Origin of the sequence: Bordetella genomosp. 1 (genome assembly GCF_002261335.1) — a bacterium.
In the GTDB taxonomy this organism is placed as follows: Bacteria; Pseudomonadota; Gammaproteobacteria; order Burkholderiales; family Burkholderiaceae_B; genus Bordetella.
Genome location: NZ_NEVL01000003.1, coordinates 815,490 through 831,353, shown reverse-complemented (window position 1 = coordinate 831,353; position 15,864 = coordinate 815,490). Strand labels below are relative to the sequence as shown.

Sequence of the window (15,864 nt, the reverse complement as noted above, 5' to 3'; positions counted from 1 at the left end):
GCGACTCGGGCCGGGCCCGCGCGCAATCAGTCTTCAGGCGGCGCCCACGACGGGCGCCGTTTTTCCAGGAACGCCGCCATGCCTTCGCGGCCGTCGTCGCTGGCGCGTTGCTGTGCGATGCGCGCGGCGGTGTCTTCGAGCAGCGCGCCGTCGATGGGCTGGCCGGCCACGTCGCGGATCAGGGCCTTGGTGTGGGCCAGCGCGTCGGGCGAGCCCAGCCGCAGCTGCGCCAGCAGATGGCCGATGCGCTCGTCGAGCTGGTCTTCATCGCACCAGTCGTGCAGCAGCCCGATGCGGCGCGCCGTCTCGGCGTCGAACACTTCGGCGGTGAGGAAGTAGCGGCTGGCCGCGCGCGCGCCGATGGCGCGCAGCACATACGGCGAGATCATGGCGGGGATCAGCCCGAGCCGTACCTCGCTGAGCGCGAAGCGCGCCGCGGGCGTGGCGATCGCGATGTCGCAGGCGGCCGCCAGGCCCATGCCGCCCGCCATGCAGGGCCCGTGGATGCGGGCCAGCGTGGGCTTGGGACAGCCGGCGATGGTCTGCAGCAGCGTGGCCAGCGTGAGCGCGTCGTCGCGGTTGTCGGCATCGCTGGCGGCGGCGCTGGCACGCATCCAGTTGAGGTCGGCGCCGGCGCAGAAGGCCTTGCCGCGCCCGCCCAGCACGATGGCGCGCACGGCGCCGTCCTGGGCCAGGTCCATGAAGGTTTCGGTGAGCTCGGCGATCAGGCGCGGATCGAGCGCATTGCGCAGCTCGGGGCGATTGAGCCAGACGCGCGCGGTGTCGTCGCGGTACTCGACTTCCAGGGTCTGCAGCATGGGGGGCCTCCGTCGGGCGATCTCCCTGCCGTTTTACCACCCTCGCGCGGAATCAGCGGCGCTCGAGTGCAAGCTTGACACCGAAGGCAATGAACACGCCGCCGGTGAGCCGGTCGAGGCCGCGCGCCACGGCGGGGCGCGCCAGCCAGCGCGCCAGCGGCCGGGTGGCCGCCACCAGCAGCACGAACCACAGCACGCCCATCGCCGCGTGCAGCAGGGCCAGCAGCAGGCTGAACCGCAGCACGTCGGCGCCTTGCGGGATGAATTGCGGCAGGAAGGTGATGTAGAACACGCCCACCTTGGGGTTGAGCACGTTGGTCAGGCAGCCGCGCAAGAACCAGCCCAATGCGCTGGTGTCGCTGGCACGGGCGGCCTGCATCGGCGCGGCGTCGGGGGCGGCGGGCAGGGCGCCGCGGCTGCGCCAGAGCATGCGCACGCCGAGGTAGCAGAGGTAGGCGGCGGCCGCGATGCGCAGCGTGTCGTAGGCCACCGTGGACAGCGCCAACAGCGAGCCCAGGCCGAAGGCGGCCGCGGCGCCCCACACCAGGCAGCCGGCGCAGATGCCCAGGCCCGCCATCAGCGCGCGGCGCGCGCCTTCGACCGCGCTGGTGCGCAGCACCAGGGCCGTGTCCAGGCCGGGCGTGAGGGTGAGGATGCCGGCGGCGATGGCAAAGGCGACGAGGGCGGTGGTGGCGGTCATGGGCGCGGATCGGAGGGCAAGGGGCCGGCACGGCCCTGGCGGCAGTGTAACGCCGCCGCCCGCGTTACACTGCGCCCCTGTTTCGTCATCCGCGGAAGTTCTGTCCCATGGCCCTGCGCGCCACCATCTACAAGGCCGACCTGCACGTCGCCGACACCGATCGCAATTACTACGGCAGCCATTCGCTCACCATCGCCCGCCATCCCTCCGAGACCGACGAGCGCATGATGGTGCGGCTGGTCGCGTTTGCGCTGAATGCGCACGAGGAACTGGGCTTCACCAAGGGCCTGAGCGACACCGACGAACCGGATCTGTGGCGCAAGGACCTGACCGGCGCCATCGAGCAATGGATCGAGGTCGGCCAGCCCGAAGAGCGCCGCGTGCTGCGCGCCTGCGGCCGCGCCGAGGACGTGGTGGTGTATTGCTACGGCGGCCACGCCTCGAAGATCTGGTGGGACGGGATCCGCAACAAGGTCGATCGCGCCCGCAACCTGCGCATCGTCAACCTGCCGGACCACCAGGCCAAGGCGCTCGCCGGCCTGACCCAGCGCAGCATGCAGCTGCACGCCAACATCACCGACGGCATCGTGTATCTGTCGGGCGACCTGGGCCAGGTCACGGTCGAGCCCGAAACCTGGCGCTGACGCGCACCCGTCCGGCGCGCTTCAGCCGCGCCGGATCACGTGCTTCTTGAGCGGCGGCATCGCGTTGCCGGTCGCCGCCACCGGCCAGAAGCCGGGCAGGAAGCACTCGGCCACCAGCAAGGGCTGGCCCATGCGCCAGAACACGGAACGGCGCGCCCACAGTTGCTGTGCGGCGTGCGCGCCATGCTCGGGCGCGAGCCAGCCGGCGATGGCGCGAAAGAACGGCACCGGCGGCGCCAGGCGGCGCACCGCGAACGGCGAGCGGGTGACCGTGCGGTCGTGATAAAGCATGTCGGCCAGCGGCCGGGTCGAGAGCCGGCGCATGCCCTGCCAGGCGCCGTGCGATGCGGCCAGCGGCGCGAGGCTGCGCGCCGGCACGCTGTCCACGCCATTCACCGACATCAGCACCTCGCGCACCCACACCGGCGTGCCGGGCGCGATGTGCATGGCGCGCGCCTCGTCGGGGCGCGCCCCTTCGGCGTATTCGCCGGTCACGCGCAGCCTGACCTGGCCGACCTGGCGCAGGCCGGCGGTGAGGGCGCCGGGACGCGTCAACCAGTGGCGCATCAGGGCGTCGCAGACGGGGGGGCAGTCGGCCAGCCAGCCCGGGGCCAGCGGCGGGGAGTTGTGCAGCGGAAGCGTCATGGCTGCGTATTATGGACCAAACCGGCGGTCGGCCGGCCCGGCCCGCCACGCAGGCGGATCGCGCTGGCGTTGGCGGGCGCTGCGTGGCGTCGGGCCCCGCGCTTACAATAGCGGCCATGGAAAAAGTACGTATCTCCAAGCTCATGTCCGAGCAAGGACTCTGTTCGCGCCGCGAGGCCGACAGCTATATCGAACGCGGCTGGGTGCGGGTCGACGGCGTGGTCGTCTCCGAACTCGGCGCCAAGGCCTATCCCGACCAGACCATCACGCTGGAGCGTGCCGCGCACGCCCAGCAGACCGCCCGCGTCACGATCCTGCTGAACAAGCCGGTCGGTTATGTGTCGGGCCAGGCCGAAGACGGCTACACCCCGGCCGTGGCGCTGATCGACGCGCGCAGCCAGTGGCAGGGCGACCGCACCGTGCATCGCTTCGACCGCTCGCAGCTGCGCGGACTGGCCGTGGCCGGCCGGCTCGACATCGATTCGCAGGGCCTGCTGGTGCTCACGCAGGACGGCCGCGTGGCCAAGCAGCTGATCGGCGAGGATTCGGCGGTCGACAAGGAATACCTGGTGCGGGTGCAGGGCCGCCTGAGCCCCAACGGCCTGGCGCTGCTCAACCACGGCCTCTCGCTCGACGGCAAGGCGCTGCGCCCGGCGCAGGTGCAATGGCAGAACGAGGACCAGCTGCGTTTCGTGCTGCGCGAAGGCAAGAAGCGCCAGATCCGCCGCATGTGCGAGCTGGTGGGGCTGCGCGTGGTGGGCCTGAAGCGGGTGCGCATCGGCCGCATCAACCTGGCCGACCTGCCGCTGGGGCAGTGGCGCTACCTGCGCGCCGACGAACGCTTCTGACGCGCCCCGGAAGCGATGACGCGCCCGGAATAGTCATTTCAATCGATTACGGCGTCCCGGTCAGGGGAAGAAGCTGGCGCTATCCTTCGCCAGCGGGCCGAGGCGCAGGCGCTCCATCAGGAATTCGATGAAGATCCGGGTCTTGGCCGGCAGCAGCCGCGTGTCGGTCACGGCATAGACCGGGAAGGGCCCGGCGTGCCAGTCGGGCAGGATGCGCTTGATCTGGCTCGAATCCAGGTCGGCCTGCACCGCCTGCACCGGCGCCAGGATGGCGATGCCGGCACCCAGGTTGGTCAGGCTGCGCAGCATCGAAATGCTGTTGACCGAATAGCGGTGGCCCGGCGTGATCTCGATGTGGCGCTCGCCGTTGTGCAGCGGCCAGCGCGTCACCCGGCCGCCGCGGCCGGCGCGGAATTCGAGGCATTCGTGCCGGGTCAGGTCGCTCGGGTGCTGCGGCTCGCCGTGGCGCGCGAGGTAGTCGGGCGAGGCATACAGATAGGCCGGCAGCATGCCGAGCGGGCGCGCGATCTGGTTCGAATCGGGCAGCTCGCCGATCTCGACCGACACATCGCAGGTCTGGAACACCCGCGTGGCGTGCTCGGGGCTGGCCTGGTCCAGATAGAACGTGACCTCCGGGTACTTGCGCGAAAACGCCACGAAGGCCTCGGCCATGAAGTCGGTGCCGAAGTCGGCCGGCATGTTCACGCGCAGCGGGCCCGAGGGCGTCTCGACGAGATTCTGCAGTTCTTCGTGCACCACCTGCGCCTCGGCGACGATGCGCTCGCAGCGTTCGAAGTAGAGCTGGCCGGCCGCGGTCAGCTCGACCTTGCGGGTGGTGCGGGCCAGCAGCTGCAGGCCGACCGAGCGTTCCAGCTCGGCCACCTGGCGCGACAGCGTGGACTTGGGGATGCCCAGGTTTTCGGCGGCGCGGCTGAAGTTGCGGGTCTTGGCGACCTCGACGAACAGCTCCATGCCCTGCAATCGATTGTTCATGTTTTCAGGATTTTGGCGGCACGCGAATGCAAGGATTGCATTATTGTGGCCGACGGCGCGGATTATTGTCCCATATTTGGAATGATGTTTTCGCTAAGGCGCACTTTGTTTCCCGGGCGGGATAACGGACAATGTCTCGTTTTGCAATGCAGCAAAGATGTCCGTCTCACTGCCCGTCGAGCCCCGGGTGGGGGCACTTTGTGGATTCGGGAAAGCACGGAATGAAAAAGAACAAACTGGTCCGGCAGGGCGCCTTGGCGCTGTCGGCAACCGCTCTGGTCCTGGCACTCGCTGCCTGCGGCAAGCAGGATGCGCCTCCGGCGGCCGGCAAGCCGCAGGTCAGCGTCGTCACCCTCAAGACCCAGCCGGTCTCGCTTACCACCGAATTGCCGGGCCGCACGTCGGCCTTCCGCAATGCCGAGGTGCGCCCGCAGGTGAACGGCATCGTCCAGAAGCGCCTGTTCACCGAAGGCGGCGAAGTCCGCGCCGGTCAGCAGCTCTATCAGATCGATCCCTCGCTCTACCAGGCCGAGTTCGACAGCCGCAAGGCCGCGCTCGCGCGCGCCGAGGCCACGCTGCGTACCGCCAATCTGCTGGCCCAGCGCTACAAGCCGCTGGCCGAGACGCGCGCCGTCAGCCGCCAGACCTACGACGACGCCGTGGCAGCGCGCGACCAGGCCAACGCCGACGTGCTGTCGGCCAAGGCCGCGCTCGAAACCGCGCGCATCAACCTGGTCTACACCAAGGTGCTGTCGCCGATCGACGGCATCATCGGCCGCTCGGCCGTGACCGAAGGCGCGCTCGTCACCGCCAACCAGACCAACGCCATCGCGCAGGTCCAGCAGATCGACCCGATCTACGTCGACGTGACGCAGTCCAGCGTGCAGTTGCTGCGCCTGAAGAATGCGCTGGCCAGCGGCCAGCTGCAGCAGGGCGGCACCGACCAGGAAGCGCGCGTGACCCTCACGCTCGAGGACGGCACGCAATACGACCAGCCCGGCAAGCTGCAATTCTCCGAGGTGACCGTGGATCCGGGCACCGGCTCGGTCACCATCCGCGCCGAATTCCCCAACCCCAAGCGTCAGCTGCTGCCCGGGATGTTCGTGCGGGCGCGCCTGGCGCAGGGCGTGGCCAGCGAAGGCCTGCTGGTGCCGCAGCGCGGCGTCACGCGCAGCCAGCGCGGCATCCCGACCGCCCTGGTGGTCAATGCCGAGAACAAGGTCGAGCTGCGCGAACTCGTGGCCGACCGCGCCATCGGCGACCAATGGCTCATCACCAAGGGCCTGCAGGCCGGTGACCGCGTCATCGTGGAAGGGCTGCAGTCGGTTCGGCCGGGCGCGGAAGTGACCGTGGCCGAGGCCAAGCCCGCCGGCGCCGCCGCGCAACCCCAGCCGGCAGCGCAGAGCAACGCGCAGGCTAAGTAAGGAATCCTGGCATGGCAAAGTTTTTTATCGACAGGCCGGTATTCGCCTGGGTGATCGCCATCGTGCTGATGCTGGCCGGTGCGCTGTCCATCCTGAACCTGCCGGTGGCTCAGTACCCGAACATCGCGCCGCCCTCGATCGCCATCAACGTGACCTACCCGGGCGCCTCCGCGCAGACGGTGCAGGACACGGTGGTGCAGGTGATCGAGCAGCAGATGAACGGCATCGACAACCTGCAATACATCTCCTCGGAGTCCAACTCCGACGGCAGCATGAGCATCACGCTGACCTTCGCCCAGGGCACCAATCCCGACACGGCACAGGTGCAGGTGCAGAACAAGCTGTCGGTGGCGCAGCCGCTGCTGCCGCAGGAAGTGCAGCAGCAGGGCATCCGCGTCACCAAGGCCACCAAGAACTTCCTGATCGTGGCCGGCTTCGTGTCGACCGACGGCTCGATGGACAAGTCCGACCTGGCCGACTACGTGGCCTCGTACGTGCAGGATCCCATCAGCCGGACCAAGGGCGTGGGTGACTTCCAGCTGTTCGGCGCCTCGTACGCGATGCGCATCTGGCTCGACCCGGCCAAGCTGATCAACTTCAGCCTGACCGCCTCCGACGTCACGAACGCGATCAAAGAGCAGAACGTGCAGGTGTCGTCGGGTCAGCTCGGCGGCCTGCCGGCCGTGCGCGGCCAGCAGCTCAACGCCACCGTCATCGGGCCGTCGCGCCTGCAGACGCCGGAAGACTTCGGCCGCATCCTGCTCAAGGTCAACGCCGACGGCTCGCAGGTGCGCCTGCGCGACGTGTCGCGCATCGAGCTGGGCGCCCAGACCTACGCGATCGACAGCTACTTCAACGGCAAGCCCGCCTCGGGCCTGGCGATCAAGCTGGCGGCCGGCGCCAACGCGCTGGACACGGCGCAGGGCGTGCGCGACACCATCAACAGCCTCAAGCCGTTCTTCCCGCCGGGCATGGAAGTGGTGTATCCGTACGACACCACGCCGTTCGTGAGCCTGTCGATCGAGAGCGTGGTGCACACGCTGTTCGAGGCGGTGCTGCTGGTGTTCCTGGTGATGTACCTGTTCCTGCAGAACGTTCGCGCCACGCTGATTCCCACCCTGGCGGTGCCGGTGGTGCTGCTCGGCACCTTCGGCGTGCTGGCCGCGTTCGGCTACTCGATCAACACGCTCACCATGTTCGGCATGGTGCTGGCCATCGGCCTGCTGGTCGACGATGCCATCGTGGTGGTGGAGAACGTCGAGCGCGTGATGGCCGAGGAGGGGCTCAGTCCCAAGCAGGCCACACGCAAGTCGATGGGGCAGATCACCGGCGCGCTGATCGGCATCGCCATGGTGCTGTCGGCGGTGTTCGTGCCGATGGCCTTCTTCGGCGGCTCCACCGGCGTGATCTATCGCCAGTTCTCGATCACCATCGTGTCGTCGATGGTGCTGTCGGTGATCGTGGCCATCGTGTTCACGCCGGCGCTGTGCGCCACCATCCTCAAGCCCATCCCCAAGGGCCATCACGGCACCAAGAAGGGCTTCTTCGGCTGGTTCAACCGCACCTTCGACCGCTCCAGCGACGGCTACGCCAACTCGGTGTCGCGCAGCATGAATCGCGGCAAGCGCATGATGGTGATCTATCTCGCGCTGGTGCTGGCCGCCGGCTGGATGTTCACCCGCATCCCGACCGCGTTCCTGCCCGATGAAGACCAGGGCATCCTGTTCGCGCAGGTGCAGGCGCCGGCCGGTGCCACCGCCGAGCGCACCAAGGAAAGCATCGACGAGGCCGTGAAGTACCTGCTCGAAAACGAAAAGGACTCGGTGGCCTCCGTGTTCGCCGTGGCCGGCTTCTCCTTCGGGGGCCGGGGCCAGAACGCCGCCATCCTGTTCGTGAAGCTGCGCGACTGGAACGAGCGCAAGGGCGCCGAACACCGCGCCGGCGCCGTGGCGCAGCGTGCCAACGGCTTCTTCGCGAAGAACATCCATGATGCGCAGGTCGCCGTGTTCACGCCGCCCTCGGTGATGGAACTGGGCAACGCGTCGGGCTTCGACTTCCAGCTGGTCGACCGTGCCGGCCTGGGTCACGAGAAGCTGCTGGCCGCGCGCAACCAGTTGCTCGGCGAGGCGCGCAAGAGCCCGGTGCTGATGGCCGTGCGTCCCAACGGCATCGAAGACGCGCCGCAGTACGAGCTCGACATCGACCGCGAGAAGGCGCGCGCGCTGGGCGTGTCGATCGCCGACATCAACAGCACGCTGGCGACCGCCTGGGGTTCCTCCTACGTCAACGACTTCATCGACCGCGGCCGCGTGAAGAAGGTGTTCGTGCAGGGCGACGCCTCGTCGCGCATGCTGCCCGAAGACCTCGACAAGTGGTACGTGCGCAATGGCGATGGCGACATGGTGCCGTTCTCGGCCTTCTCGTCGGCCAAGTGGACCTACGGCCCGCAGAAGCTCAACCGCTACAACGGCGTGCCCTCGTTCAACATCCAGGGCGCGCCCGCGCCGGGCTACAGCTCGGGCGACGCGATGGCCGAGATGGAACGCATCGCCAATGCGCTGCCCACCGGCATCGGCTACGACTGGACCGGCCTGTCGTTCGAGGAACGGCTGTCGGGCGCGCAGGCGCCGGCGCTCTACGCGATCTCGCTGATCGTGGTGTTCCTGTGCCTGGCCGCGCTCTATGAGAGCTGGAGCATCCCGACCGCGGTGATGCTGGTGGTGCCGCTCGGCGTGCTGGGCGCGCTGGCGGCCACGCTGGGCCGCGGGCTGTCCAACGACGTGTTCTTCCAGGTGGGCCTGCTCACCACCATCGGGCTGGCGGCCAAGAACGCCATCCTGATCGTGGAGTTCGCCAAGGAGCACTACGAGTCCGGCGCCAGCCTGGTCGAGGCGGCCGTGCACGCCGCGCGCCAGCGTCTGCGCCCCATCCTCATGACCTCGCTCGCCTTCATCCTGGGCGTGGTGCCGCTGGCGATTTCCTCCGGCGCGGGCTCGGGTGGCCAGAACGCAATCGGGACCGGCGTGATCGGCGGCATGCTGTCGGGCACCTTCCTCGCCATCTTCTTCGTTCCGGTCTTCTTCGTGATCGTCCTGCGCCTGTTCAAGGTGCGCCGCCTCTCCGAGCTGCGCGCCGACGAAGCGGCCCATGACGCCGCGCTGGCGGCCGACTCGGATGCCTCGCATGGAGGCAAGCCGCAATGACCCTGACTCGATCCCTTCTGTCGCTGACCCTCGCGGCGGCCCTCGCGGGCTGCTCGCTGGCCCCGACCTATGAACGTCCCGACGCGCCCATCGGCGCGGCCTATCCGACCGGCCCGGCCTATGGCCAGCCCAGCGATCCGCTCGCGCAGTCGGCGGCCGACCTGGGATGGCGCGATTTCTTCAACGATCCGCTGCTGCAGCGGGTGCTCGAACTCACGCTGGCCAACAACCGCGATCTGCGCGTCGCCGCGCTAAACGTCGAAGTGGCGCGCGCGCAGTACCGCATCCAGCGCGCCGACTTCCTGCCCGGCGTGGGCGTGGGCGGCACCGGCACGATCCAGCGCACGCCCGGCTCGCTCACGCAGACCGGCCAGTCGACGATCTCCCGCACCTACCAGGTGGGCGCGTCGATCTCGTCGTGGGAGCTGGACCTGTTCGGCCGCATCCGCAGCCTGACCGACCAGGCGCTGGAAACCTATCTGGCGCAGGACGAGACGCGCACGGCGACCCAGCTTTCGCTGATCGCCGAAACCGCCACGGCCTACTTCACGCTGCGCGCCGACCAGGAGCTGCTGAGCCTGACGCGCGACACGCTCAAGGCCCAGCAGGACTCCTATGACCTGACCAAACAGAGCTACGACGGCGGCGTTGCCACCGAGCTCGACCTGAGCCAGGCCGAGGTGTCGCTGCGCACCGCCGAACGCAATCTGTCGCAGTACACGCGCCAGGCCGCGCAGGACCTCAACGCGCTGGTGCTGCTGATGGGCCAGCCCCTGACACCCGACCTGCAGGCGCAGCTCGAGGCCGCCAAGACCTTGCCCGACCGCGTGCTGATCGCCGACCTGCCGGCCGGCGTGCCGTCGGACCTGATCGAACGGCGCCCGGACATCCGCGCCGCCGAGCACACGCTGCGCGGCGCCAACGCCAACATCGGCGCGGCGCGCGCGGCGTTCTTCCCGACCATCTCGCTCACCGGCTCGGCTGGCACCGCCAGCAACAGCCTGGGCGGCCTGTTCGACGCCGGCAGCGGCGCCTGGAGCTTCGCGCCGACCATCTCGGTGCCGATCTTCGCCGGCGGCTCGCTGGTCGCCGCGCTGGACGTGTCGAAGGTGCGCAAGCGCATCGAGATCGCGCAGTACGAAAAGGCGATCCAGACGGGCTTTCGCGAGGTGGCCGACGGCCTGGCCGGACGCACCACGCTCGAGGACCAGATCCGCGCGCAGGGGCTGCTGGTCGACGCCAGCCAGCGGGCCTACACGCTGTCGGAGCAGCGCTTCCGCGAGGGCATCGACAACTACCTGAGCGTGCTGGACTCGCAGCGGTCGCTGTACGCGGCGCAGCAGACGATGGTCGAGACGCGCCTGGCCCGCCTGACCAACCTGGTCAATCTGTACAAGGCCCTGGGCGGCGGCTGGACCGAGCAGACGGTGGCGCCGCAGGCGGCGGCCAATCCCGGCTGATCGGGCTCGCCTGCCGGCAAAGAGAAAGCCCCGCATGCGGGGCTTTCTTTTTGGGTGCGTGGCGCGCGCGATTCAGCGAGGCTCGCGCGGCGCGATCCAGAAGCGCGCGATCACGATCAGCAGCCAGGCGAGGGCGAACCACGAGCCCCAGTGCCAGACGCCGGTGCCCAGCAGGGCCGCCAGCAGGCCGAACACGCTCAGCAGGCCGAGGAAGATGGGCATGCCCCAGACGAACATGAAACGGTTGCGCGGGGTCATGCCGGGGTCCTTTGCGGCTCGGCCGCCTGTTGATGCCTGCGTACCAGCTCGGCCACGCGGGCGTCGGTCGCCTTGCGGCGCGCCAGCCAGAGGTAGAGGCCGCTGCCCAGCACCACGATGGTGATGAGGTCGAGCAGGGCCCAGATGATCTTGAGCGGCATGCCGCCGTAATCGCCGAAATGCAGCGGGCGCGACAGCTCCAGCGCGGTCAGGTACCACGGCATGGGCGCGACCTTGACCAGGTCGCCGCTCACGGCGTCGATCAGCACGGGGGTGTTCATCTTGGAGGTGAGCGGCGTGTCGCCGCGCAGCCAGACGATGAAGTGATGCGGGCTGCCGAAGGCATTGCCGGGGAAGGTGATGGTGGTGAGCTTGCTGCCCGGCACGGCGGCCAGCGCGGTCTCGGCCACGCGCTGCGGCGCGGCCACCTCGCGCGCCACCGGCTTGCCCTGGAACGGCGCCACCAGCGCGCTCAGCTCGTTGGCCTGCCACATGCGGAACAGCGGCGTCGACAGCTCGTTGATGACGCCGGTGAAGCCCACCACGAAGGCCCAGACCAGCGTCACGATGCCGAGCAGGTTGTGCAGGTCGAGCCACTTCAGGCGGGTCGAGCGCGAGGCGCGCACGGTGCCGAAGTCGAGCTTCTTCATGAACGGACCGTAGAGCACCACGCCGGAGACGATGGCCACGCAGAACAGCAGGCCCATGAAGCCGAGGAAGAGCTCGCCGGGCAGGCCCGCGAACAGGTCCACGTGCAGCGCCAGCATGATGCCCATGAACGAAAACTTGTCTTCCGAGTAGAGCGGGCCGTCGTGCAGCACCTCGGCGGTGCGCGTGTCGACCCGCACGGCGTGGCCCCGGGCCACGCCTTCGCCCGGCTGCGGCGTCAGGCCGACATAGGCTTGCGGCTCCTCGGCATCGAGAAACAGATAGTCGACGTATTCGTCGGGATAGAGCGCACGGGCGCTGGCGGCCACCTTGTCGAGGCTCGCGAGCGGCGTGTCGGCCGGCATCTCGACGATGGGCTTGCCCTCGTCGAGGAGGTGCTCGATCTCGTGGTGGAAGATCAGCGGCAGGCCGGTCAGGCAGATGATGAGGAGGAACAGGGTACAGACGAGGCTGGTCCATTTGTGGATCAGATACCAGGTCTTGATGCGGGAAGCTTTCGTCATGGAGCGCGAGCGGGCCGAAGGCGTGATTGGGCCGGGAATAATAGTTATTCTCAGAATTCTAGTGTATCCGCGGCGTGGCCACATCATTGGCCTGCATTCGTCCGACGCGTTACCATGGGGACGGAGCGTTGAGCCGCGATTCTGTGGCGCGCGCGCCGCAGCATGCCCGGTGGCCCCCTCGGCCGCCCGAAGATCGATCATGTCCGAAATCCCGTCGTCCGCCGCAGATTCCCCGCCCGTGCTGTTGCGCGTGCCGCCCAATGAGGCGGGGCGTGATTTCGCCGTGGGCGACATCCACGGCCACTATTCGCGCCTGCGCGCCGCGCTCGAGCGGATCGGCTTCGACCCGGCGCGCGACCGCCTGTTTTCGGTGGGCGACCTGGTCGACCGCGGTCCGGAAAACGAAGACTCCGAACACTGGCTGCGCGAACCCTGGTTTTTCGCGGTGCAGGGCAATCACGAGGATTACGCGATCCGCCATGTGCGCACCGGCCGGGTCGACGTCGGCAACTGGCGCACCTACGGCGGCGGCTGGTTTCTCGACCTGCCGCCCGAGCGGCAACGCGAGCTGGCCGACTGCTATGCGCGGCTGCCGGTGGTGATCGAGGTGCCCACGCCGCAAGGCATCGTGGGGCTGCTGCACGCCGACAGCCCGGTGCGCAACTGGGACAACCTGGCCGACCGGCTGGCCCACCGTGCCAAGCCCGCGCGGGCCACCTGCCAGTGGTCGCGCGAGCGCCTGCGCCTGCGCGACTGCAGCGGCGTGGCGGGCGTGCGCGCGGTGGTGGCCGGCCACACGCCGGTCGATGAGCCGCTGGCCCTGGGCAACGTCTATCACATCGACACCGAGGGCTGGCAGCCGCACGGTTACTTCACGCTGCTCGACCTGCACACGCTCGCGGCCTGGCCGCGTGCCGTGGTGCACGGCTCGCCCGCGTGAGGGCAGGCGTAGGCAGGGCCCCACGAAAAAGCCCGCTGCGAGCAGCGGGCTTTTTTGCGTAGGGACGACGGCCGGTCAGAGCGGCCGGGCCTCGACCGATCCCACGCCGCTGACCGGGCTGGACGCCGCGGTGCCAAGTGGGCGCGAGCCGTCGTCGTTGCCGGGCGTGGCGACCGCGGGGCGCGCCTGGGCGCCGGCATCCGCGTGCGGCACCGGGATGGCCGGGAAGGCCGACGGCGCGGCGCCGTTGGGCGAGGTGCCGGTGCCGGGCACGTTCATGGGCTGCGGCGGCTGGCCGGGTTGCCCGGGTTGCGGCGCGGGCTGGCCGGGCAGCGGATTGACCCGGGTCGGCGCGCCGTCGCTCGGACGCACGTTGTTGAGGAAGTCCGACAGCTCGTCGCCGGTCGACAGATCCAGTGCCGCCACGGCCTGGCCCGGCGGGAATTCGCTGAAGTAGTAGTCGCCGTTGGCCGCGATCAGGCCTTGCGGGCGCGGCGGCGGCTGCGTCTGCGGCTTGTCTTTCAGGTAGGGCTGGGCGAAGTCGAGCCAGGTCGAGAGCGCCAGGCCGCTGCCGAATTCGTTGTTGCCCAGCGGCCGGGGGCGGTCGAAGCCCATCCACACGGTCGTGACCATGTCGCGGTTGAAGCCGGAGAACCACACGTCGACCGCGTCGTTGGTGGTGCCGGTCTTGCCGCCGAGGTCGTTGCGCTTGAGCGTGCGCGAGGCGCGCGCGCCGGTGCCCTTGGTGGTGGTGTCGTGCATGATGTCGTTCATCACCCAGGCCGTGCGCGGGTCGATGGCGCGGTGCGCCTCGTCGCCGGCCTTGGCGGGCTCGGCCTGCATCAGCACCTTGCCCGAGCTGTCGGTCACCTTGTCGATCAGATAGGGCGTGAGCAGGTAGCCGCCGTTGGCGAACACGCCGTAGGCGTTGGCCACCTGCAGCGGCGTGGCCGCGCCGGCACCGAGCGCCATGGGCAGCACCGCGGGCCAGCGGTCCTTTTCGAAGCCGAAGCGGGTCAGGTATTGCTGGCCGTATTCCGGGGTGATGGCCTGCAGGATCCGGATCGACACCATGTTCTTCGAGCGGTACAGGCCCTCGCGCAGCGTCAGCATGGGCTCGTAGTGGTTGCCGTCGTTCTTCGGCGTCCATTCGCGCGAGCCGGTCTGCGCGGCCGTCAGCGTGAACGGCTGGTCGGAGATCTGGGTGCCGGGCGTGAAGCCGCGTTCGAGCGCCGCCGCGTAGATGAAGGGCTTGATGTTCGAGCCGGGCTGGCGCCAGGCCTGCGTGACGCGGTTGAACGAGCCGCGATAGAAGTCGAACCCGCCGATCATGGCGCGGATGCCGCCGTCGGCCGGGTTGAGCGACACCATCGCCGCCTGCAGCGCCGGCATGTTGATCACTTCCCAGTTGTCGCCGTTTTTATGGACGTAGACCACCGAGCCGCGCCGGATGCGCAGGTCGTCCTTGGCGTTGGGCGCCAGCGCGCGGGCCACGACGGCCAGCGCCTTCTTGTCGTTGACGGTGATGATCTCGCGCGCACTGCGCGCCACCTTGATCTCGGTGGGGCTGGCCGAGAGCACGACGCCGGAGAACAGCTCGCCGCTGTCGGGCGCCTTGTCCTGCACGCCGTCGAGCACCTCGTCGAAGGCCTGCGGATCGTTTTCGATGCCCTCGGGCAGGTCGATCTGGTCTTCGGGGCCCGGATAGGCGGCGCGGCGGGTGTAGTCGAGCACGCCGTCGCGCACGGCCACGTAGGCGTCCTGCTGGGCGTGCGAATCGATCGTGGTGTAGACGTTGATGCCGCGGGTGTAGGCGTCTTCCTGGAACACGCCGTACATCAGCTGGCGCACCAGCTCGGCGGGGTACTCGCCGTGCACGGTGTAGCCGCGCGCCGGGCCGCCTTCGGCGCCGCGCACGCTGATCTGCTCGGCCTGCGCCTGCTTCACCTGCTCGGGAGTGAGGTAGCCCAGCACTTGCATGCGGTTGAGCACGTAGTGCTGGCGCGTCTGGGCGCGGCCGAAGTTGGTGATCGGGTTCGAGCGCGAGGGCGCCTTCGGGATGCCGGCCAGCATCGCGGCCTCGGCCGGCGTGACGTCGGCCAGCGCCTTGCCGAAATAGGTGCGCGCCGCGGCGGCGAAGCCGTAGGCGCGGTGACCCAGATAGATCTGGTTCATGTAGAGCTCGAGAATCTGGTCCTTCGTGAGCTCGTTTTCGATCTTGAACGTCAGCAGCAGCTCGTAGAGCTTGCGCGAGTAGGTCTTTTCGCTGGAGAGATAGAAGTTGCGCGCCACCTGCATGGTGATCGTGCTGCCCCCCTGCGCCTTGGCCATCGTCACCATGTTGGCCAGGACGGCCCGGGTCATGCCGGCCCAGTCCACGCCATTGTGGTGATAGAAGTCGTCGTCTTCGGCGGCCAGCACGGCGTTGCGCATGACCTCCGGGATCTCGTTGAAGCGCAGCACATTGCGGTGCTCTTCGCCGAACTCGCCGATCAGGACCTTGTCGGCCGTGTAGATCCGCAGCGGCACGCGCGGCCGGTAGTCGGTCATGGCGTGCAGCTCGGGCAGGCTGGGCCAGGCAAGGGCCACGGCGAGGCCGGCGGCGATCGCGCCGCACAGGCCCAGGCCGGCGGCCAGCACGCCGGCCTTGATGGCCAGGCGCTTCATGCGGGGGCGCGACCAGGCGCCGTCCGCTTGGGGGGAATCAGGTTTTTTCATCGGAGCCGATTCTAGGGCAGAACGGCATAGACCGTTGGTCA

General features: G+C 69.0%; 13 protein-coding genes. 6 read left to right on the top strand and 7 right to left on the bottom strand.

The genetic code is table 11. The annotated features are described in order from the left end of the window. Nucleotides 1-26: 26 nt before the first annotated feature. Nucleotides 27-818 carry an enoyl-CoA hydratase/isomerase family protein gene (locus CEG14_RS12160; protein ID WP_094826611.1) on the bottom strand — a complete coding sequence of 264 codons (792 nt, stop codon included), beginning with the start codon at nucleotides 816-818 and terminating at the stop codon, nucleotides 27-29. 52 nt (nucleotides 819-870) lie between these two features. After that, complete coding sequence (locus CEG14_RS12155; RefSeq protein ID WP_094826610.1) at nucleotides 871-1,518, bottom strand: LysE family translocator; 648 nt, start codon at nucleotides 1,516-1,518, stop codon at nucleotides 871-873. A gap of 107 nt (nucleotides 1,519-1,625) precedes the next feature. Here CEG14_RS12155 and CEG14_RS12150 point away from each other — a divergent pair, with 107 nt between their 5' ends. Then, nucleotides 1,626-2,162 carry a YaeQ family protein gene (locus tag CEG14_RS12150; protein ID WP_094826609.1) on the top strand — a complete coding sequence of 179 codons (537 nt, stop codon included), beginning with the start codon at nucleotides 1,626-1,628 and terminating at the stop codon, nucleotides 2,160-2,162. A 21-nt stretch (nucleotides 2,163-2,183) separates the two neighbouring features. On the opposite strand, the gene CEG14_RS12145 is transcribed toward CEG14_RS12150, so the two are convergent. Next, the gene (locus CEG14_RS12145) at nucleotides 2,184-2,807 is read right to left on the bottom strand and encodes a chorismate--pyruvate lyase family protein (protein WP_094826608.1); all 624 of its coding nucleotides are present in this window, start codon (nucleotides 2,805-2,807) and stop codon (nucleotides 2,184-2,186) included. A 116-nt stretch (nucleotides 2,808-2,923) separates the two neighbouring features. Between CEG14_RS12145 and CEG14_RS12140 the strand changes: the two genes are divergently transcribed. After that, complete coding sequence (locus CEG14_RS12140; protein WP_094826607.1) at nucleotides 2,924-3,655, top strand: pseudouridine synthase; 732 nt, start codon at nucleotides 2,924-2,926, stop codon at nucleotides 3,653-3,655. Nucleotides 3,656-3,715: 60 nt separating this feature from the next. On the opposite strand, the gene CEG14_RS12135 is transcribed toward CEG14_RS12140, so the two are convergent. Further along, nucleotides 3,716-4,627: a LysR family transcriptional regulator gene (locus CEG14_RS12135; RefSeq protein WP_094827516.1), complete on the bottom strand. Its 912-nt coding sequence runs from the start codon at nucleotides 4,625-4,627 to the stop codon at nucleotides 3,716-3,718. A 242-nt stretch (nucleotides 4,628-4,869) separates the two neighbouring features. Here CEG14_RS12135 and CEG14_RS12130 point away from each other — a divergent pair, with 242 nt between their 5' ends. Genes CEG14_RS12130 through adeC form a run of 3 tightly spaced genes read left to right on the top strand, consistent with a single transcriptional unit; the run spans nucleotide 4,870 to nucleotide 10,735 of the window. Beyond that, nucleotides 4,870-6,072 carry an efflux RND transporter periplasmic adaptor subunit gene (locus tag CEG14_RS12130; protein ID WP_094826606.1) on the top strand — a complete coding sequence of 401 codons (1,203 nt, stop codon included), beginning with the start codon at nucleotides 4,870-4,872 and terminating at the stop codon, nucleotides 6,070-6,072. An 11-nt stretch (nucleotides 6,073-6,083) separates the two neighbouring features. After that, nucleotides 6,084-9,275, top strand: a complete 3,192-nt coding sequence (locus CEG14_RS12125) for an efflux RND transporter permease subunit (RefSeq protein ID WP_094826605.1) — start codon at nucleotides 6,084-6,086, stop codon at nucleotides 9,273-9,275. Then, the gene (gene adeC / locus CEG14_RS12120) at nucleotides 9,272-10,735 is read left to right on the top strand and encodes an AdeC/AdeK/OprM family multidrug efflux complex outer membrane factor (protein WP_094826604.1); all 1,464 of its coding nucleotides are present in this window, start codon (nucleotides 9,272-9,274) and stop codon (nucleotides 10,733-10,735) included. The genes CEG14_RS12125 and adeC overlap by 4 nt, the downstream gene beginning before the upstream one ends. A 72-nt stretch (nucleotides 10,736-10,807) precedes the next feature. Here the strand turns inward: adeC and CEG14_RS12115 are convergent, their stop codons facing one another. Together CEG14_RS12115 and CEG14_RS12110 are read right to left on the bottom strand one after the other, a co-directional pair. Beyond that, a complete protein-coding gene (locus CEG14_RS12115; RefSeq protein WP_094826603.1) occupies nucleotides 10,808-10,993 on the bottom strand; it encodes a hypothetical protein in 186 nt (61 codons plus the stop codon). Then, nucleotides 10,990-12,165, bottom strand: a complete 1,176-nt coding sequence (locus CEG14_RS12110) for a PepSY-associated TM helix domain-containing protein (RefSeq protein ID WP_094826602.1) — start codon at nucleotides 12,163-12,165, stop codon at nucleotides 10,990-10,992. The genes CEG14_RS12115 and CEG14_RS12110 overlap by 4 nt, the downstream gene beginning before the upstream one ends. Nucleotides 12,166-12,364: 199 nt before the next feature. Here CEG14_RS12110 and CEG14_RS12105 point away from each other — a divergent pair, with 199 nt between their 5' ends. After that, nucleotides 12,365-13,105: a metallophosphoesterase gene (locus CEG14_RS12105; protein WP_094826601.1), complete on the top strand. Its 741-nt coding sequence runs from the start codon at nucleotides 12,365-12,367 to the stop codon at nucleotides 13,103-13,105. A 75-nt stretch (nucleotides 13,106-13,180) separates the two neighbouring features. Here the strand turns inward: CEG14_RS12105 and CEG14_RS12100 are convergent, their stop codons facing one another. Beyond that, nucleotides 13,181-15,823, bottom strand: a complete 2,643-nt coding sequence (locus CEG14_RS12100) for a penicillin-binding protein 1A (protein ID WP_094826600.1) — start codon at nucleotides 15,821-15,823, stop codon at nucleotides 13,181-13,183. Nucleotides 15,824-15,864 lie beyond the last annotated feature (41 nt).

Bases quoted from the DNA above. Each gene is read 5' to 3' on its own strand.
- CEG14_RS12130 (WP_094826606.1), top strand. From the start codon at position 4,870: ATGAAAAAGAACAAACTGGTCCGGCAGGGCGCCTTGGCGCTGTCGGCA.
- CEG14_RS12105 (WP_094826601.1), top strand. From the start codon at position 12,365: ATGTCCGAAATCCCGTCGTCCGCCGCAGATTCCCCGCCCGTGCTGTTG.
- CEG14_RS12115 (WP_094826603.1), bottom strand. From the start codon at position 10,993: ATGACCCCGCGCAACCGTTTCATGTTCGTCTGGGGCATGCCCATCTTC.
- CEG14_RS12140 (WP_094826607.1), top strand. From the start codon at position 2,924: ATGGAAAAAGTACGTATCTCCAAGCTCATGTCCGAGCAAGGACTCTGT.
- CEG14_RS12160 (WP_094826611.1), bottom strand. From the start codon at position 818: ATGCTGCAGACCCTGGAAGTCGAGTACCGCGACGACACCGCGCGCGTC.
- CEG14_RS12135 (WP_094827516.1), bottom strand. From the start codon at position 4,627: ATGGAGCTGTTCGTCGAGGTCGCCAAGACCCGCAACTTCAGCCGCGCC.
- CEG14_RS12125 (WP_094826605.1), top strand. From the start codon at position 6,084: ATGGCAAAGTTTTTTATCGACAGGCCGGTATTCGCCTGGGTGATCGCC.
- CEG14_RS12155 (WP_094826610.1), bottom strand. From the start codon at position 1,518: ATGACCGCCACCACCGCCCTCGTCGCCTTTGCCATCGCCGCCGGCATC.
- CEG14_RS12110 (WP_094826602.1), bottom strand. From the start codon at position 12,165: ATGACGAAAGCTTCCCGCATCAAGACCTGGTATCTGATCCACAAATGG.
- CEG14_RS12100 (WP_094826600.1), bottom strand. From the start codon at position 15,823: ATGAAAAAACCTGATTCCCCCCAAGCGGACGGCGCCTGGTCGCGCCCC.
- CEG14_RS12145 (WP_094826608.1), bottom strand. From the start codon at position 2,807: ATGACGCTTCCGCTGCACAACTCCCCGCCGCTGGCCCCGGGCTGGCTG.
- CEG14_RS12150 (WP_094826609.1), top strand. From the start codon at position 1,626: ATGGCCCTGCGCGCCACCATCTACAAGGCCGACCTGCACGTCGCCGAC.
- adeC (WP_094826604.1), top strand. From the start codon at position 9,272: ATGACCCTGACTCGATCCCTTCTGTCGCTGACCCTCGCGGCGGCCCTC.